The organism is Acidovorax sp. Root402, from assembly GCF_001425125.1.
In the GTDB taxonomy this organism is placed as follows: domain Bacteria; phylum Pseudomonadota; class Gammaproteobacteria; order Burkholderiales; family Burkholderiaceae_C; genus Acidovorax; species Acidovorax delafieldii.
On record NZ_LMDQ01000013.1, the window covers coordinates 473,600 to 491,563 of the forward strand.

Annotated in this window: 13 protein-coding genes; 7 read left to right on the top strand and 6 right to left on the bottom strand. The window is 67.4% G+C overall.

The genetic code is table 11. The annotated features are described in order from the left end of the window. The first annotated feature begins 135 nt into the window (after window positions 1-135). Window positions 136-978: an amino acid ABC transporter substrate-binding protein gene (locus tag ASC83_RS09570; protein WP_235509347.1), complete on the top strand. Its 843-nt coding sequence runs from the start codon at window positions 136-138 to the stop codon at window positions 976-978. A 21-nt stretch (window positions 979-999) separates the two neighbouring features. Here ASC83_RS09570 and ASC83_RS09575 read toward each other — a convergent pair whose 3' ends face one another. Beyond that, window positions 1,000-1,890, bottom strand: coding sequence for an NAD-dependent epimerase/dehydratase family protein (locus ASC83_RS09575; protein ID WP_056061162.1), 891 nt, complete (start codon window positions 1,888-1,890; stop codon window positions 1,000-1,002). A 93-nt stretch (window positions 1,891-1,983) separates the two neighbouring features. Beyond that, on the bottom strand, window positions 1,984-4,374 hold the full coding sequence (locus tag ASC83_RS09580; protein WP_056061165.1) for a GGDEF domain-containing protein: 2,391 nt from the start codon (window positions 4,372-4,374) through the stop codon (window positions 1,984-1,986). 259 nt (window positions 4,375-4,633) lie between these two features. On the opposite strand from ASC83_RS09580, the gene ASC83_RS09585 reads away from it, so the two are divergent. The 3 genes from ASC83_RS09585 (at window position 4,634) to arsA (ending at window position 8,395) form a co-directional block, all read left to right on the top strand. Further along, the gene (locus tag ASC83_RS09585) at window positions 4,634-5,530 is read left to right on the top strand and encodes a dienelactone hydrolase family protein (RefSeq protein ID WP_056061167.1); all 897 of its coding nucleotides are present in this window, start codon (window positions 4,634-4,636) and stop codon (window positions 5,528-5,530) included. 131 nt (window positions 5,531-5,661) lie between these two features. Beyond that, the gene (locus ASC83_RS09590) at window positions 5,662-6,510 is read left to right on the top strand and encodes a ZIP family metal transporter (RefSeq protein ID WP_056061171.1); all 849 of its coding nucleotides are present in this window, start codon (window positions 5,662-5,664) and stop codon (window positions 6,508-6,510) included. Between the two features lie 52 nt (window positions 6,511-6,562). Next, a complete protein-coding gene (arsA, locus tag ASC83_RS09595; protein ID WP_056061173.1) occupies window positions 6,563-8,395 on the top strand; it encodes an arsenical pump-driving ATPase in 1,833 nt (610 codons plus the stop codon). Between the two features lie 101 nt (window positions 8,396-8,496). On the opposite strand, the gene ASC83_RS09600 is transcribed toward arsA, so the two are convergent. Continuing rightward, on the bottom strand, window positions 8,497-9,246 hold the full coding sequence (locus tag ASC83_RS09600; protein ID WP_056061176.1) for a LytTR family DNA-binding domain-containing protein: 750 nt from the start codon (window positions 9,244-9,246) through the stop codon (window positions 8,497-8,499). After that, a complete protein-coding gene (locus tag ASC83_RS09605) occupies window positions 9,227-10,477 on the bottom strand; it encodes a sensor histidine kinase (RefSeq protein ID WP_056061180.1) in 1,251 nt (416 codons plus the stop codon). The genes ASC83_RS09600 and ASC83_RS09605 overlap by 20 nt, the downstream gene beginning before the upstream one ends. 52 nt (window positions 10,478-10,529) lie before the next feature. On the opposite strand from ASC83_RS09605, the gene argH reads away from it, so the two are divergent. From argH to ASC83_RS09620, 3 genes are all read left to right on the top strand, one after another. Further along, window positions 10,530-12,020, top strand: coding sequence for an argininosuccinate lyase (gene argH / locus ASC83_RS09610; RefSeq protein ID WP_056061183.1), 1,491 nt, complete (start codon window positions 10,530-10,532; stop codon window positions 12,018-12,020). Between the two features lie 176 nt (window positions 12,021-12,196). Then, on the top strand, window positions 12,197-13,189 hold the full coding sequence (locus ASC83_RS09615) for a Bug family tripartite tricarboxylate transporter substrate binding protein (RefSeq protein ID WP_056061186.1): 993 nt from the start codon (window positions 12,197-12,199) through the stop codon (window positions 13,187-13,189). A gap of 225 nt (window positions 13,190-13,414) precedes the next feature. Beyond that, window positions 13,415-14,872 (top strand): diguanylate cyclase domain-containing protein, encoded by a 1,458-nt coding sequence (locus ASC83_RS09620; protein WP_056061189.1) that lies wholly within the window; start codon window positions 13,415-13,417, stop codon window positions 14,870-14,872. Between the two features lie 125 nt (window positions 14,873-14,997). Here ASC83_RS09620 and ASC83_RS09625 read toward each other — a convergent pair whose 3' ends face one another. After that, a complete protein-coding gene (locus tag ASC83_RS09625) occupies window positions 14,998-15,606 on the bottom strand; it encodes a hypothetical protein (RefSeq protein WP_056061194.1) in 609 nt (202 codons plus the stop codon). A 42-nt stretch (window positions 15,607-15,648) separates the two neighbouring features. Then, window positions 15,649-17,766, bottom strand: coding sequence for a catalase (locus ASC83_RS09630; RefSeq protein ID WP_056061197.1), 2,118 nt, complete (start codon window positions 17,764-17,766; stop codon window positions 15,649-15,651). Window positions 17,767-17,964 lie beyond the last annotated feature (198 nt).

Genomic DNA, 17,964 nt, shown 5'->3' on the forward strand with positions numbered 1-17,964 from the left:
CCCGCGAGGTTTGGGATGGTGCGTGCGCTGGCTGCTGCCTGCGCTGCGTGTGCGACGGCGGGAGTCATCGCGCAGAACACGGGGATCGCTGCGGACCTATCGACCTCAGCGAAGGCGGAAGTGCCAAGCCCCGCCTTGGCGCGCACAGCGGAGCCTCCGGGCCAGACGCTGCAGCGCATCCAGGCCACGGGAAGAGTGGTCATCGGCCACCGCGAATCTTCTCTGCCGATGTCCTATGTGGCCAATGGGGTGCCCGTGGGCTACAGCGTGGACGTGTGCCTGCAGATCGCACAGGCCATCGGTCGCCATCTGCAGCGGCGCGACCTGCGGGTGGACTACCGTCAGGTCACGTCGGGCAACCGCTTTGAGGCCATCGAGCGCGGCGATGTGGACCTGGAATGCGGCTCCACCACCAACACGGCTGCGCGCAGGCAGCGGGTGGCTTTCACCATTGCGCACTTCATTGCGTCATCACGCATCGTGGTGCAGAGCCAGCGCCCCTTCGAGCGCATCGAAGACCTCGACGGCAAGACCGTGGCTTCGACGGTGGGCACCACCAACATCGATTCGCTGGCGCGCGAGGCTGCCAACAAATCAGTGCGCCTGCGGATCGAGCCCGCCCGTGACCATGCCGAGGGCTTTGGCTGGGTGGTGGATGGCAGGGTGGACGGCTTTGCGATGGACGATGTGCTGCTCTATGGCCTGCGTGCCAGCCATGCCCGCCCGCAGGACCTGAAGGTGATTGGCAAGCCCATGACCATCGAGCCCTATGCGGTGGCGTTCGAGCGCAACGACCCTGCGCTCAAGGCCGTGGTCGATACGGAGCTGCGGCGGCTCATCCAGACGCGGGAGCTGCACCGCCTGTACGACAAGTGGTTCACCCAGCCCATTCCTCCAAATGGCATCAATCTGGGCATGCGCATGTCGCACCTGCTGGTGGATTCGCTGCGGTATCCGTCGGACTTCGTGCCCCAGTGACGAGGGCACAGCCGGTACGCGTCAGTGCCAGGCGGTCGCCACCAGCTGGCTGTAATGCACCGCCTTGCGGCCCAGCAGCTGCTCGAACACGGCGGGGTTGCCCACGTTGTCGCTGCCCAGCATGGTGAGGGTTTCGGTGCACCAGGGCACGCTGGGCACTGCGTCGCCCAGGCGAGCGCTCAGCTGGGTGAGCGGGTCGGGCAGGCGCAGCACATGGGCTTTGCCATGGCCCAGTTGCTGGCGCAAGCTGGCAATGAAATCGCCCATGGTCAGGGCCTCCGGCCCAGCGCACTCGACGATCCCCTGGGTGGAGATGGCGGGCCCCAGCAGTGAAACGATGGCGGCGGCCAGATCGTGCACCGACACGGGCTGCACCCGCGCCGTGAGCATGGGGCCGGGGAACAGCGCCACTGGCAAGCGCGCCAGGTTCATGAACAGCGCACTGCTGTCGCCGCCTTTGCCAAACACCACACTGGGGCGCAGGATGGCGGGGTGCAATGCACCTTGTTGGGCCAGCGCCAGCAGGTGCGTGTCTGCCGCGCGTTTGGTGGTGGCATAGCGGGTGGCGCTGCCTTCAATGCCCAGGGCCGAGACATGCACCACGCGCCGCACACCCGCCTGGGCGCAGGCATCAAACAGCGCGACGGGCGTGTGCTGGTGCACGGCGTCGATGGGGCGCGCACGGCTGTCGCGCAGCACCCCCACAGCATTCACCACGGCATCGATGCCCGCCAGGCGCGGCAGCCAGGCCTGGGCCGAGGTGTCGCGCGCAAAGTCCATGGGCACCTGCAAGGCGCCGTGTGACTGGTGCCGGGGTGATACGCCGCCGTGCACCTGGTGTCCTGCACGGGTGAGTGCGGAAGCCACGGTGCGGCCCACAAAACCGGTGGAGCCGGTGAGCAAAATGTTCATCAGCGTCGTCCTGCAAAGAAGGTGAAGCGTGCAAAAACCAGAAGGCCCGGCGCGGACCTGCTCAGGCCGTCGCCACCCCCGCTGGCAACACCGTCACTGCGCAGGCGTGAAGACCTCGAAGCGGTTGCGGCCGCCATACTTGGCGCGGTACAGAGCCGCATCGGCCGCGTGCACGAGTGTGTCAGAACTGGTGCCGGGGCGTGGCACCAGGCTGGCAATGCCCATGCTGAGCGTGATGTAGGGCGCCGTGGGGGAGCGGGGGTGGGCCAGTGCCGCCTCGCGCAGGCTGGCCATGCAGCGCTCTGCCACCGTCACTGCCTCGGGCAGGGGCACATCGGGCAGCAGCAGTACAAACTCCTCGCCGCCGTAGCGTGCGGCCACCTCGTCGGCCCGGCGGATGGTGCCCTGCAGCAGCTGCGCCACTCGGCGCAGGCATTCGTCACCGGCCAGATGGCCGTAGTGGTCGTTGTAGAGCTTGAAGTGGTCGATATCGATCAGGATCACGGCCAGCGGCAGCTGGTGCCGCCCGCAGCGCATCCATTCGGTGGCCAGCCGCTCGTCAAAGCGCCGGCGGTTGCCAATGCCCGTCACACCATCGGTGGTGGACAGAAGGGCCAGCTTGGCGTTGGCGGCGGCCAGTTCCTGCTCCTTGCGCACCAGTTGGGTCACGTCGGTGCGCACACCGGCGATGCCGCCCTGGGGGGTGCGCCGCTCGTCGGCCTGCAGCCAGCGGCCCTCGGGCAGGCGCTGCAGCACGGCATGGTTGGCCGCGCGGTGGTCGGCCATGCGCTGGGCGAGCCAGGCCTCTTCGTTGCCAATGGCATCGGGGTACTGGCCGCGCTCGGCGCCGTAGCGCGCGATCTGTTCAAACGTGCTGCCGGGCACGATCATGGGGGCCGAGATGGGGTACAGGCGCCGGTACTGTGCGTTGCACACCACCAGCTTGTCTTCTGCATCGAACAGGGCAAAACCTTCTGGCAGGGACTCCACGGCGTCCTGCAGCAGCTGGCGGGCCTGCTGCGCCGCCTGCTGCGCGGCCTCCAGGGCCTGGCGCTGCTCGATGAGGTTGGTGATGTCCAGCCGTACGGCCACGACGTAGTTCTCGGGGGTGCGGGTTTCGTAGATGTTGATCCAGCGGCCATCGCTCAGACGCTGCACCAGGGTGGATGTGCTGCTGCCGTGCTCTGACAGGCGCTCTGCGATCCATGCCTCCTCGCGCCCCTTGGCCGAAGGGATCAGGCCGCGCGAGACCGAATAGCGCAGGATGTCCACAAAACCCTTGCCCAGGTGGTCCGCATAGTTGATGTACGGATACATGCGGGACAGCTGCTGGTTGTAGAGCACCAGCCGGTCCTGCTCGTCGAAGATCTCGATGCCCACGGGCAGGGCCTCCACCGCGCGCTCCAGCAGCTGGCGCATGCGCTGGCTTTCCTGTCGGGCGGTCTCGACCTTCTGGCGCTGTTCGATCAGGTCGCTGATGTCCAGGCGCACGCACACCGTCATGCCGGACGGGGTGCGGCATTCGTGCATGTGCATCCACGTGCCGTTGGGGTAGTGGCGCACTTCGGGGCCGGGCCGATGGCCCCGGATGGCCAGCTCATGCGCCAGCCAGAGCTCTTCCTGGTCTTTGGCCTCCTCGGGGATGCCGTAGCGCAGGCCCTCGCGCAGCAGTTCCTCATACGTCTTGCCCAGGGACTCAGCCACGGGCAGGTGCGGACGCAGGCGGGCCATCTGGTCATTGCACAGCACCAGCCGGTCTTGCTCGTCATAGATGTCCAGCCCGGCGGGCATGGCATTCACGGCCTCGCGCAGGCTGCGTTCGGCACGTTCGGCGTCGTGCAGGGCCTGCTTGAGTGCACGTTCCTTGTGCACTGCGTCCGTGATGTCGGCGCGCAGCACCACCATGCCGCCCCCCTCTTGCAGGCGCTCGGTGATGAGCATCCAGCGGTCGCCCTCGACCTCCTGCACCTCGGGCTGGCCGGGCGAGCGATGGCGGGCCATGCGGTCGGCCAGCCAGGCATTGGTGTCCTGCCGCGCAGCCACGATGTGGCCGGATTCGGCAGCGCGGCGCAGCACGTCTTCAAAGCGGGTGCCGTAATCGACCGCCATGGTGGTGCCGGGGCTGACTTCCCGGTACCGGGGATTGCACAGCACCAAGCGGTCGTCAGCGTCGTAGATGGCCAGCCCGTCGGGCAGGATGTCCAGCGTGGCGCACAGCTGGTTGGTAGCCCGCTGCGCAGCATCCTGGGCGGCCCTGGCGGTGGCATGCATCGCCAGCAACCGGAGGCTCAGCCACCAGCACAGCACCGCACTGGCCACCAGCGCCAGCCCGGCACCCGCGCTGGCCAGTCGCATGGCTGGGTCCATGCTTTGGCGGGCCAGCGCCCAGGTCAGCAACCCCAAGCCCCCCGCGCCGCAAATCCCGACCACCAGTCGGACCAGCAGCTGTCCGCGCAGGGGGAGTGGTGTGGGATGAGGGGGCATGCGCTCGGGCCGGTGCGGGTGGTCTGCGGGAAGTGGGCGGGTGGACGAAGAAAGAAAAAAGCAAATGTGGGCGGGCGAGCAGGCGTTTGCGCGGTAGCGGGTCGGTGGCGCATGCCCACGGCGACGGTGCTCGCGGAAAGTCTAGCAGTGCTCCCCGTTTTTCGGTATCCGAAAATGCGGAGGCGGTGCAAACCCCATAGACTCCGGGGCTGGCAGTTTCCACCCCGTGGCCCATCCCCCCTTTTTTTGGAGAAAACCGATGTTCAATGACGACCTCCATGCCGACGCCCAGGCGCTGTTGCCGGGCCGCACCACCGAAGCGGGCGCCACGCGCCGCACTGCGCTGCAGGCAGCGCTGGGCCTGGGTTATGCGGCGGCGGCCGCCCCCATCATGGCGCAGACGGCCATTGCCACGCCGGCAGACGGCCTGACGGTGGGGGAAGTGAGCTTCACGGTCAATGGCTTCAAGGTGCCGGCCTACCGCGCAGCACCGGCTGGCAAGACCGGCCTGCCCGTGGTGCTGGTGATCCAGGAAATTTTTGGCGTGCACGAATACATCGCCGACACCTGCCGCCGCTTTGCCAAGGCGGGTTACCTGGCCATTGCTCCACAGCTGTACGCGCGCCAGGGCGATGCCACCACCTATACCGACATTGCCAAGCTGATGGCTGAAGTGGTGTCCAAGGTGCCCGACGCCCAGGTGATGGCCGACCTGGACGGCGCTGTGGCATGGGCCGCAGCCAACGGGGGCGATGGCGCCCGGGTGGGGATCACCGGCTTTTGCTGGGGTGGCCGCATCACCTGGCTGTATGCCGCACACGGCCCCGTCAAGGCCGGCGTGGCATGGTACGGGCGGCTGGTGGGGCAAGCGAGCGAGCTCACCCCCAAGCACCCTGTGGACCTGGCGCCCATCCTCAAGGCGCCGGTGCTGGGCCTGTATGGCGAAAAAGACACCGGCATCCCCCTTGACACGGTTGATAAGATGAAAGCGGCCCTGTCCAGTGGCTCGCCACAGGCCAAGGCGTCGGAATTTGTGGTGTACCCCGATGCACCGCATGCCTTCCATGCCGACTACCGCGCCAGCTACCGCAAGGAAGCGGCCGAAGACGGCTGGAAGCGTGCGCTGGCCTGGTTCAAGACGCACGGTGTGGTTTGATGCACAAACCCCCGGCCCACCAGGCCACCCGCAGCCGCCCCATACCCGGGGCGGCTTTTTTCATCTTGCATCGGGCGTGCAGATCCTGAAAAAAAAATGAGCCAAGGCTTAAAGATAAAGCGCAACAAGCTATGACTTTGGTAGCAATCATTCTGGCCACACTGGCCGCTGGTATCGGCAGCGTGTGGCTGGCCGCCTTGCTCATGCGGCTGGGCCTGGGTGGGCGGAGCGACAGCGTGGGGCCGCAGCACCTGCTCAGCCTGGCCGCGGGTGCCTTGCTGGCCACGGCCTTCATGCACCTGTTGCCCGAGGCGTTCGAGAGCCAGGCGGGCGCCCATGACCTGTTTGCCACCCTGCTGGTGGGTGTGGTGTTCTTCTTTTTGCTGGACAAGGCGGAACTGTGGCACCACGGGCATGAACACAGCCACGCAGAGACCGCTGCCCATAGCCATGCTCACCATGCCCACCATGACCATGGCCACGAAACCGGCCATGACCACGGCCACGCGCACCACCACCACGGCCCGCGCTCGGGAGGCTGGGCGGTGCTCACGGGCGACAGCGTGCATTGTTTTGGCGATGGCATCCTGATCGCCTCGGCCTTCATGGCCGACATTCGCCTGGGGGTGATTGCCGCCGTGTCGGTGCTCGCGCATGAGGTGCCGCACCACATGGGCGACCTGGTGGTGCTGCGCCAGACCAGCCCCAACCGCCGCATGGCGCTGGTGAAGGTGTCGCTGGCGGGGGCCGTGACGGCGTTGGGCGGGGTGGTGGGCTACTTCCTGGTGGGGCAGTTGCAAGACTTTTTGCCGTACTTCCTGGCCGTGGCGTCGAGCAGTTTTGTGTACGTGGCGCTCGCCGACCTGATCCCCCAGCTGCAAAAACGCCTGACCGCGCGCGAAACCGTGTTGCAGATTGCCTGGCTGATTGCCGGCATGGCGGTGGTCACGCTGGTGAGCGGGGCGGCGCACGCGCACTGACGCACTTGACCTGGCTCAAGGCAGTGCCGGACGGTTCTGCCATGCTGGGCCCATGACTGCCCCACACGCTACCCCCATCTCCCTCGGACTGCTCGCCCAGCCCACGCGTTTCCTTTTCTTCACGGGCAAGGGTGGGGTGGGCAAGACATCGCTGTCCACGGCTGCGGCCATCGTCCTGGCAGATGCGGGTCGCCAGGTGCTGCTGGTCAGCACCGATGCGGCCTCCAACCTGGATGAAATGCTGGGCGTGCCGCTGTCCAACCAGCCGGTGGCCGTGCCCGGGGTGCCGGGGCTGCACATGCTCAACATCGACCCCGATACCGCCGCCGAGGCCTACCGCCAGCGTGTGCTGGCGCAGTTGGAGGCCACCGCCACCAGCGATGAACGCGCGACAGTGCGCGAGCAACTCTCGGGCGCCTGCACCACCGAGATCGCTGCATTTGACGAATTTGCCGCGCTGTTGGCCAGCGAGGGCAGTGACACCGGCCATGTGTTCGACCATGTGGTTTTCGACACGGCACCCACCGGCCACACGCTGCGCCTGCTGAGCCTGCCCAAGGCCTGGACCGGATTCCTGGCCGGCAATGATCGGGGCGCCTCGTGCCTGGGGCCGCACTCGGGCCTCAAGATGCAGGAGGCGCGCTTCAACGCCGCCCTGGCCGCGCTGAGCGACCCGGCCCTGACCACCGTGGTGCTGGTCACCCGCCCCGACCCCCGCCCCATGCAAGAGGCCGCGCGCACCGCGCGGGAGCTGCGCGCCCTGGGCCTGGCCAACCAGCGCCTGGCCATCAACGGCGTGTTCCATGCCAGCCAGCCGGGGCAGGACGCGGCGGCCGACGCCATCGAGGCCCTGGGCCGCGAAGCCATGGACCAGATGCCCGATGCGCTGGCGCATTTGCCGCGCGACGAGGTGCCGCTGCGTGCCTTCGACACCGTGGGCCTGCCTGCGCTGCGGGCATTGCTGGGCGGTGGCGATGTGCCATTGGGCGCGCCTGCTGCCACGGCGGGTGTGCTGTTGCAGGCAGAACCGCTGTCATCCCTGGCCGACGCGCTGGCCGCCAAGGGCCACGGCCTCATCATGGTGATGGGCAAGGGCGGCGTGGGCAAGACCACCATCGCCACCGCGCTGGCCGTGGGCCTGGTGCAGCGTGGGCACAGCGTGCACCTCACCACCACCGACCCGGCGGCCCATGTGCAAAGCCAGCTCGATGGCAGCCTGCCGGGCCTGAAGGTGGGGCGCATCGACCCGCACGCCGAGACCCAGGCCTACATCGACAAGATCATGGCCACACGCGGCAAGGCGCTGGACGACGCGGGCCGCGCCCTGCTGCTGGAAGACCTGCGATCGCCCTGTACCGAAGAGGTAGCCGTGTTCCACGCCTTCAGCCGCGTGGTCAACGAGGCCCGCAGCGCCTTTGTGGTGCTGGACACGGCGCCCACCGGCCACAGCCTGCTGCTGATGGACGCCACCGGCGCCTACCACCGGCAGATGACGCAGCAGTACGAAGGCAACGTGAACGCCAAGCACATCATCACGCCGCTGATGCGCTTGCAAGACGCCGACATGACCCATGTGGTCATCGTCACGCTGTCCGAGGTCACGCCCGTGAGCCAAGCCGCCGCGCTGCAGGACGACCTGCGCCGCGCCCGCATCGAGCCCTGGGCCTGGGTCATCAACAAAAGCGTGGCGGCCACCGGCACCAGCGACCCCTTGCTGCAGGCCCGGCTGGCGGGCGAGCAACAGCAGGCCGCGCGCATCGCCAGCGGTCTGGCGCAGCGTACCTACGTGCTGCCCTGGCTGGCACAGCCGCCTGTGGGCGTGGAGGCGCTGGGGCGGCTGGTGGCCGCACCGCCTGCAGTCACAGGAGATTTGCTATCTAATTGATAGCTTCTCAGGCATATGGAACTAGCACTGGCGGCCAAAATGGTTCAAAAAATATCTGTAGGGGTGTTCCAAGGCCCTCAAAGGCCTGTGCAGCCCTGCTGCTAGCGCGCCAGCTCCTCGCGCACGGCCGCCACCTGCCGCCGCGACACCGCCAGCAGTTCGGTCGAGCCTTGCAGCCGCACCGCCCAGCCTTCGCCCTCCTCAGGGTCGTAGTGCTTTTCCAGCGCGCGCACGGCGCGGCGCGCCACCAGCGCATTGCGGTGGATGCGCAGGAAGCGCGGTGCAAACTTGGCTTCCAGCTCGCTCAGCGAGCCGTCCATGATGTAGCTGCGCGTGGTGGTGCGCACGGTCACGTATTTCTGCTCGGCCTTGAAGTACAGCACCTCGGTCAGCGGCAGGCGTTCGGTGCGGCCCCGGTCCTGGATCAGCAGGGTCTCGCCCTCGGGCAGGCTGGGCACGGCACTGGGTCCTGCGGGGCGGCTGGTGCGCTGCACCTTGGCCAGGGCCTGCTGCAGGCGCTCGCGGCGCACGGGTTTGGTCAGGTAGTCCACGGCATCCAGCTCGAACGCGCTCACTGCGTGGTCGGCGTGGGCCGTCACAAACACCACGGCCGGGGGCTGGGGCAGGGCCTGCAGTGCATGGGCCAGTGCCAGGCCGTCCTGGCCGGGCATGTGGATGTCCAGCAGCACCAGGTCGTACCCACGCCCCCCGGTGGGGCCCAGCAGCGCCATGGTCTCGGCGGCGTTGGAGGCCTCTGCCACCGTGCAGCGCTGGATGTCCGAGCAGTCGGACAGCAGGGTGCGCAAGCGGCTGCGCGCCAGGGCTTCGTCGTCAACGATCAGGATGTTCATGGGGTTTGGAAGGGGTAGGTTCGGTCGGCGCCACCGCGCCTCGGCGGTAGCCGCCCCGCAGGTCGCCACGCCCGCGCAAGGGCGTGCGCGGGCGGGCGGCAGGGGTGGGGTCGGCGGCGGGCAATGTGATGCGCACCTGGTACAGCCCGTCCTGCACGCCAGCGGTGAATTCGCCCTGCACGTCATGCAGCAAGGCCAGCCGCGCGCGCACGTTGGCCAGTGCGATGCCATGGCCCCGCGTGCTGGGCTCGTCGTGTTTGCCGGTTTTGCCCTCTTTGGGGGGCAGGGTGTTGGTGATGCGCACCACCACGCGGGTGCCGCGCAGCTCGGTCAGCACGCGCAGCTTGCCGCCCCGGGCGCTGGGCTCCACGCCATGTTTGACGGCGTTTTCCACCAGCGGCTGCAGCAGCAGCGGCGGCAGGCGCGCGCTGTCGGTGCGTGGGTCCAGGTTCCACTGCACCTGCAGGCGCTTGCCAAAGCGCACCTGCTCAATGCCCAGGTAGCGGCGCGCCAGGGTGATCTCCTCGGCCAGCGTGGTCGATTCGCCCTGCTCGATGAGGGCCACGCGGAACAGGTCCGACAGGTCTTCGAGCAGCGACTCGGCCTTGGCCGGCTCCTCACGCACCAGCGCAATGGCGCTGTTGAGTGTGTTGAACAAAAAATGCGGGCGGATGCGCGACTGCAGCTCGGTCAGGCGCGCCGTGGTGGCGGCCGGGGTGCGGCCCCGGGCGCGCAGCACCAGCGCTGCCACCAGCATGGCCGCCAGCAACGCGCCTGTCGCTGCGCTGGCCAGCCACGGCGGCGATGCCGACAGGCCCACCAGCGCCAGCATGGCGCAGGCATAGGCACCGGCCACGGCCCCCAGCAGCACCCCGGCGGCATATTGCTGCGCGGTGGACAGGCGTTGCAGCACCGTCTTGAGGCTGCAGGCCGTGATCAGCCACACCAGCGTGGCCGGCAGCGCGCCGCCGGTCAGCAGTGCCAGGCTGGCCAGCCATTCGACGGGGCTGCTGGCGCCATACATGGCACCCACGCCCACCACCACCTCCACAAACAGCACGGCCCGCAGCACCACACCGACCTGGCAGGCATCGAACACCAGGGCCCGCCCACGTGGCGGCTGCCCGCCCGGCCCGGCGCCCGCAGCGGCCCGCACGCTGCGCGCTGGCCTGTCTGGCAGGGCGGAATCCGGCGGCGGGGGCTGGGTCGATAAAATTTGGGTGTTTTGCATTGCGGCATCCGGACAGTCCGGGTGTCTGAACCACCGGATTATTGCCCTCCTTATGTCCAAAGCCCAAGCCACCAGCGCCGACTCTGCGCCGTCCCACAACCAGCTCGACACCAAGGCCCAGGCCTGGTCGGCGCTGTTTTCCGAGCCCATGAGCGACCTGGTCAAGCGCTACACCTCCAGCGTTTTCTTCGACAAGCGCCTGTGGCAGGCCGACATTGCCGGCAGCCTGGCGCACGCCGAGATGCTGGCCGCACAGGGCATCATCGGTGCCGAAGACCACGCCTCCATCCAGCGCGGCATGGCCCAGATCACGTCGGAAATCGAGTCCGGCGCCTTCGAGTGGAAGCTGGACCTGGAAGACGTGCACCTGAACATCGAAGCCCGCCTGACCCAGCTGGTGGGCGACGCTGGCAAGCGCCTGCACACCGGCCGCAGCCGCAACGACCAGGTGGCCACCGACGTGCGCCTGTGGCTGCGCGGCGAGATCGACCTGATCGGCGACCTGCTCAAAGAGCTGCAGGTGTCGCTGGTCGATGTGGCCGAGCAGAACGTCGAGGTGATCCTGCCCGGCTTCACCCACCTGCAGGTGGCCCAGCCCGTGAGCTTTGGCCACCACATGCTGGCCTATGTGGAGATGTTCAAGCGCGACGCCGAGCGCATGGCCGACGTGCGCCGCCGCACCAACGTGCTACCCCTAGGCAGCGCGGCCCTGGCCGGTACCACCTACCCGTTGGACCGCGAGCGCGTCGCAAAAACCCTGGGCATGGTGGATGCGAACGGGTCCCCCGTGGTGTGCCAGAACAGCCTGGACGCCGTGAGCGACCGCGACTTCGCCATCGAATTCACCGCCGCCGCCAGCCTGTGCATGGTGCACGTGAGCCGCCTGTCCGAAGAACTCATCATCTGGATGAGCCAGAACTTCGGCTTCATCAAGATCGCCGACCGTTTCACCACCGGCTCGTCGATCATGCCGCAGAAGAAAAACCCCGACGTGCCGGAACTGGCGCGCGGCAAGACGGGCCGCGTGGTCGGTCACCTGATGGGCCTGATCACGCTGATGAAGGGCCAGCCCCTGGCCTACAACAAGGACAACCAGGAAGACAAAGAACCGCTGTTCGACACCGTGGACACGCTCAAGGACACGCTGCGCATCTTCGCCGAGATGGTCGGCGGCCAGTTGAACCCCGCCACGGGCAAGAAAGAGGGCGGCATCACCGTCAACGCCCAGGCCATGGAGCAGGCCGCACTCAAGGGCTATGCCACGGCCACCGACCTGGCCGACTACCTGGTCAAGAAGGGCCTGCCCTTCCGCGATGCGCACGAGACGGTGGCCCACGCCGTGAAGGCGGCCACCACCCATGCGTGTGATCTGTCGGAGTTGCCCCTGACCGTGCTGCAGGGCTTTCACCCTGCCATCGAGAAGGATGTGTACGAGTGCCTGAGCCTGCGCGGCTCGCTCAACGCCCGCAACACGCTGGGCGGCACGGCCCCGGCGCAGGTGCGTGCCCAGCTGGCGCGCCACCGCGCCCGCCTGGAAAAATGAGTCAACCCCCTGAGGCGCTGCGCGCCATCCCCCTTCTCTCGAATTGCTGTGCAATTCGGGAAGGGAGACGCAGCCAGCGCGGCGGGGCGGCCCTTGCGCGGCTGCCGCTGGCCTGAACCGTGCTTGTTGTACGGTCGCGCCCCGCAGCCACACCATTCAAATCAACGAGTTCCGCCATGACAATGACTTCCCGCCGTAATCTGCTGTCCCGCCTTGTACGCACAGGTGCTTTTGTGGGCGCCGCGCTGGCCGTGGGCCTGGCGTCTGCCCAGCAGGCCAAGCCCATTCGCCTGCTTGTGGGCTTTCCTCCCGGCGGCGGCACGGACGCCATTGCGCGCACGCTGTCCGAGAAGCTCAAGGACGAGCTGGGCCAGCCCGTGGTGGTCGAAAACCGCCCCGGCGCGGGCGGCCAGATTGCCGCGCAGGCACTCAAGGCCTCGGCGCCCGACGGCACCACGCTGTTCCTCACGCACGACCACACCATCTCCATCCTGCCCCAGGTGGTGAAGAACCCCGGCTACGAACCCGCGCGCGACTTTGTGGCGGTGGGCGGTTTTGCCACGTTTGTGAATGCGTTTGCCGTGTCGGGCGGCACGCCGGCCAAGTCGTTCACCGAATACGTGCAGTGGGTCAAGACGGCCGGTGGCAGCAAGGGCGCGGTGGGTATTCCTGCGCCAGCTTCCACTCCAGAGTTTCTGGTCAAGCTGGTCGGGCAAAAGTACCAGCTGGACCTGGTCTCGGCACCGTACCGGGGCAGCGCCCCCATGATGGCTGACATGCTGGGCAACCAGATCAGCGCGGGCGTGGCCTCGGTGCAGGACTTCATGGAAAACCACAAGGCCGGCAAGGTACGCGTGGTGGGCGTGCTGGGCACCAAGCGCCAGGCCTCCATGCCCGACGTGCCCACGTTCGACGAGATGGGTCTCAAGGGCTTTGAAGACCTCCCGTACTACGGCATCTACGCACCCACCGGCACGCCGCAAAAGTTCATCACCGACTTCTCGAACGCGCTGGCCAAGGTGGTGGCCCAGCCCGATGTGCGCGAGCACCTCACCGCCATGGGCCTCACAGTGGGCTACATGTCGCCCCAGCAGCTGGCCACGCGCGAGAAGGCCTACACCGAGGCCTGGACGCGCATCATCAAGACCAGCGGGTTTGTAGCGCAATAAAGGACGGGGAGGGCTGCTGCGAAGCCGCCTGACCCCGCCCGCATTCGCATCACCGGCGGTGCGTGCTGTGCGTGTGGTACGTGCTGTCCGTGCTGTGGGGCTGTGGTCACAAGGGGCCGTCTCACCGACCGGCTGGGTGTCTCCAAAGCGGCCGCCTTGCGCAGTCGGTGCTGGCCGGTCTGCACAGACCATGGCACCATCCGGCACCCATCCCGGACCTCATTCATGCCCACCAGCCGCCTCCCTTCGAACTGGATCCATCACCGGTACCTGCCCCTCGCGGTGGGCGTGTGCAGCAGCACACTGGCCGCCTTGCTGGCCTGGGTGGTCATCGATATCTCCCACACCAAGGCACGCGCCGAGATTGCTGCGCAGGCGCAAAGCCACCTGCTGCAGATCCGCGACCGCTTGGACAGGCAATTGCAGAGCACGCTGTCGGTGCCCGAAACGGTATCCGCCTTCATTGCCGCACAGGGCAGCATGTCGCCCGACATCTTTGCCACCGTGGTGGGCCGCCTGCTGGAGCACCAGCGCAATATCCGCAACCTGGCTCTGGCGCCCGACAACGTCATCAGCGATGTGTACCCGCGCGTGGGCAATGAGCGAGCGATTGGCCTGCGGTACCTGGACAACCCGCAGCAGCGTGGCGCGGTGGAGCGGGCCATCCAGACCCGCCGCACCGTCGTTGCAGGTCCCATTCCGCTGGTGCAAGGGGGGCTCGGCATCATCAGCCGCACGCCGGTGTTTCTGGCCCACCCGCCGGGGCGTGCACCGGTGGGCGGGCCACGGTACTGGGGCATCGTGTCGCTCACCGTCAATGCCGACACCCTGTTCGCCGATGTGGGCCTGAACTCTGACCAGATGGGTTTTCAGGTGGCGGCACGCGGCCTGGACGCCATGGGCGCGCAGGGCGCGGTGTTCATCGGCCGCCCTCAGTTGTTCGACGAGGAGCCGGCCACGCTCGATGTGCCGTTGCCGGGCGGCGGCAGCTGGATCCTGGGCGCGGTCCCCACCGGCGGCTGGGGGGCTGCAGGCCGTGCACCCGCGCTGGTGGTGATGCTGGCCTACGCGTTCGCGCTGGTGCTGGGGCTGTTGAGCGCACGGCTGGTGCGCGCCCACCAGCAGGTGCTGGCCCTGGCCAGCCACGACCGCCTGACGGGGCTGCCCAACCGGCGCCTGTTTGAAGACCGGTTGTCGCAGGCGGTGCTGACGGCCTACCGTGACCACCGTGCGGGCGCGTTGCTGCTGGTGGACCTGGATGGTTTCAAGGCGGTCAATGACAGCCTGGGGCATGGCAGTGGCGACCAGGTGCTGGTGCGTGTGGCGCAGCGTCTGGCCGGGCTGGCCCGCGCCAATGACACCGCCGCCCGCCTGGGCGGCGACGAATTTGCACTGGTGCTGAACGCTGTGGCGTCCCCGGAGGCCGCCATGGAACTGGCCCACAAGGTGCTGGCAGCGCTGGTGGCACCCATTGGACTCGACAGTGGCCAACACGTGCTGACCGGCGCAAGCGTTGGGGTCGCTTTGTTCCAGGGCCCTGCTGTGGAATCCATGCCCGCGCTCATGGACCGTGCTGACCGGGCGCTGTACACCAGCAAGCGCAGCGGCAAAGGGCTGGCCACATTGGCCGAAGCCCCCGGCGCTGCAGAGTTGCCGCAGGAGACCCCGCCGCCGTTGGCCTGAGAAGCATGTTTTGCATGAAAATCAAGCAAAAATAGCTGCAGGCGCTAGTACATAAAGCGCTTGCAGCTATATTTTTAGGAGCGTTTACTGCCTCGGGCCTGTCGTCGTGCAGCCCCGCAACCCGGTCACAGCATGGCCGTGCGCTGCTGCTCGGCGCGCGATGCGCCAATGGCGGTCTCCACGTTCTTGACCTCCTCGGGCGGGGGCAGCACGGCGGGCATGCCCAGGGCCTGAATGGCCAGCTCGCGGCACCAGCCTTTGGTGTGGTACAGGTGGTGGTCCTCGTCTTTTTCCACGGCCTTGTGCGCTACCTTGAGGGTGTGGCCCACATCGCCCGTGGCCACCTTGGCGACCTGGCCCAGCAGTTCCCAGTTGGCGTGGTCCTTGGTCTCCGCGTGCACCACACATTCGCAGGCCACCAGCTGTGCAGCGTCGGGGCTGCCAGACTTTTTGGCCAGCTGCATCGCCTGCACCAGGGACGTGCCAATGTGCTTGACCACGGCCCGCGTGGGCGACTGCGTATCAGGGTCCAGGCCCAGCGCATCGCAGATGCCGCGCACCACGTTCTGGTGCGCCAGCGTTTCTTCGAGATAGCCTTGCCACTCCTTCTTCAGGTCGGGGTTGATGGCGCAGGTGAGCGCGGTGCGGTACACCTGTTCGCCGCCGAGTTCGGTCTCCATCATCTGCAGGACGAGGTCGTCGAGTTGATGGCTGTCGTAGTGGCTTTTGGGCATGGGGGCTCCTTGGGGTGGTGGGGTGAACGAAAAGGTGGGGCTTCAGGCCAGGGTGCGCACTTTGGGTTCACGCTCCCAGTGGCGGGTCTGGGCAGCGGCGATGAAACCCTGGGCGTCGGCCGGGTCCACCACGCCTGCATCGGGCTCGATACCACCGGCCTGCAGGATGGCTCGGGTGCCCTTGCAGGCAGCAATGGCCTTGAGGTGGCCGAACGCGTCGCGGAACCAGTCCACGGCCGCCGCCTCCTTGGCCAGCTGTGCGCCCATGTCGGGCGACAGGATGGAGGCCACGGCGTCAAACACCACCGATGGTGTGCCCGCCAGCTGACCGTCGGCGGGCAGCAGCGTGCCGTCTTTCAGCACGGCACCGCCCACCTTGGGGGCCACGATCTTCACGGTGGCGCCGACTTTCTCCAGCGCCTTGCGCAGGTTGGCCACCGAGGCGCCGTTGGAGCCGTCGGCCACCAGAATGCCGATGGAGCGACCCTGCAGCGTGGGCTTCATGCGGTCGATGATGCGCAGGGCGGGCGACAGGGGCAGGTCCTGCACCGGCTCGGTGGTGGCCGGTGCAGGGGGCAGTGCTGGCAGTCCCAGGCCATCGGTCACGCGCTGGGCCAGGTCTGCGTCCACATGCAGCAGATGGCCCACCACCGCTTCGCGCACATGGGGTGTGCCGACCTTGGACAGCTCGAACACCAGCGCCGAGGCCATGTGCGCCTGCTCCAGCGGGCTCTGGCTGCGGTAGAACATGCGCGCTTGGCTGTAGTGGTCGGCAAAACTCTCGGCGCGCACGCGGCCCTTCACGCCATCGTCGGCCTGCGCGAAGTGGCGAAAGCCTTGCGCGAGCGAGGCGCGGGGCGTGTCAGGCTGCAGGCTGCTGGGTTCGTAGTTGACGCGGCCCTTGGGCACCTGCATCTGCATGTGGCCGTCGCGCTGCATGTTGTGGAACGGGCACTTGGGGGCATTGATGGGGATCTGCGCAAAGTTGGGCCCGCCCAGGCGGGACAGCTGCGTGTCCAGGTACGAGAACAGGCGGCCCTGCAGCAGGGGGTCGTTGCTGAAGTCGATGCCGGGCGGCACGTTGGCGGGGCAGAACGCCACCTGCTCGGTCTCGGCAAAAAAGTTGTCGGGCCAGCGGTTGAGCACCATGCGGCCAATGGGCTGCAGGGGCACCAGTTCTTCGGGGATGAGCTTGGTGGGGTCGAGATGGTCAAACGGGAAGCGTTCGGCATCCTGCTCAGTGAACAGCTGCACCGACAGCTCCCACTCGGGAAAGTCGCCCGCCTCGATGGCTTCGAACAGGTCGCGCCGGTGGTAGTCGTTGTCGGCCGATTGCAGCTTGACGGCCTCGTCCCACACGGTGGACTGGATGCCCAGCTTGGGCCGCCAGTGGAACTTCACAAACGTGCTCTCGCCCGCCGCGTTCAGCAGGCGGAAGCTGTGCACGCCAAAACCTTCCATCATGCGCAGGCTGCGGGGAATGGTGCGGTCGCTCATGGCCCACATCACCATGTGCAGGGTTTCGGGCATCAGCGAGACAAAGTCCCAGAAGGTGTCGTGCGCGCTGGCCGCCTGCGGAAAGCCCCGGTCGGGCTCCATCTTCACGGCGTGCACCAGGTCCGGGAACTTCATCGCGTCCTGGATGAAGAACACGGGGATGTTGTTGCCCACCAGGTCCCAGTTGCCTTCTGGCGTGTAGAACTTGACGGCAAAGCCTCGCACGTCGCGCGGCGTGTCCACCGAGCCTGCGCCCCCGGCTACGGTCGAAAAGCGGGTGAATACAGGGGTCTGTACACCGATGTCGGTCAGCACCTTGGCGGTGGTGTACTTCTTGAGCGAGTGCGTGAGTTCAAAGAAACCATGGGCTGCCGTGCCCCGTGCATGCACGATGCGCTCGGGAATGCGTTCATGGTCAAAGTGCGTGATCTTCTCGCGCAGGATGAAGTCTTCGAGTAGCGTGGGGCCGCGCGGCGCAGTGCGCAGCGAGTTCTGGTTGTCGGCAACCGGAATACCCTGCTGCGTGGTCAGCACCGGGTGTTTGCCGCCCGCCTGTTGCTGCAGCTCGCCCGCGTTGCCGCGAAAGTTATCGGACTGGGTGGAAGAAGGCAGGGCAGACGGCGATTTGTGGGCCGCGCTGCGCGAGGTAGGGGGTCGTGCCATGGGCGCTCCTGGGTGGTGCGTGGGGTAAAACGAAGCCACCATCTTTGGGCGCTGAGCGTTCCCAGCGGGTAGGACATGGCCCCATCGGCGCGTCGTCGGGCGCGGGTGATGACGGCTTGCCCGGCCGATACGTAAGTGCTTGCAACACACACCCGGGCGACATGGCACTTTGTTACGCTTGCCGGTTCCTTCGGAGGG

Bases quoted from the DNA above. Each gene is read 5' to 3' on its own strand.
- ASC83_RS09585 (WP_056061167.1), top strand. From the start codon at position 4,634: ATGTTCAATGACGACCTCCATGCCGACGCCCAGGCGCTGTTGCCGGGC.
- arsA (WP_056061173.1), top strand. From the start codon at position 6,563: ATGACTGCCCCACACGCTACCCCCATCTCCCTCGGACTGCTCGCCCAG.
- ASC83_RS09625 (WP_056061194.1), bottom strand. From the start codon at position 15,606: ATGCCCAAAAGCCACTACGACAGCCATCAACTCGACGACCTCGTCCTG.
- ASC83_RS09605 (WP_056061180.1), bottom strand. From the start codon at position 10,477: ATGCAAAACACCCAAATTTTATCGACCCAGCCCCCGCCGCCGGATTCC.
- ASC83_RS09620 (WP_056061189.1), top strand. From the start codon at position 13,415: ATGCCCACCAGCCGCCTCCCTTCGAACTGGATCCATCACCGGTACCTG.
- ASC83_RS09630 (WP_056061197.1), bottom strand. From the start codon at position 17,766: ATGGCACGACCCCCTACCTCGCGCAGCGCGGCCCACAAATCGCCGTCT.
- ASC83_RS09590 (WP_056061171.1), top strand. From the start codon at position 5,662: ATGACTTTGGTAGCAATCATTCTGGCCACACTGGCCGCTGGTATCGGC.
- ASC83_RS09600 (WP_056061176.1), bottom strand. From the start codon at position 9,246: ATGAACATCCTGATCGTTGACGACGAAGCCCTGGCGCGCAGCCGCTTG.
- ASC83_RS09615 (WP_056061186.1), top strand. From the start codon at position 12,197: ATGACAATGACTTCCCGCCGTAATCTGCTGTCCCGCCTTGTACGCACA.
- ASC83_RS09580 (WP_056061165.1), bottom strand. From the start codon at position 4,374: ATGCCCCCTCATCCCACACCACTCCCCCTGCGCGGACAGCTGCTGGTC.
- argH (WP_056061183.1), top strand. From the start codon at position 10,530: ATGTCCAAAGCCCAAGCCACCAGCGCCGACTCTGCGCCGTCCCACAAC.
- ASC83_RS09575 (WP_056061162.1), bottom strand. From the start codon at position 1,890: ATGAACATTTTGCTCACCGGCTCCACCGGTTTTGTGGGCCGCACCGTG.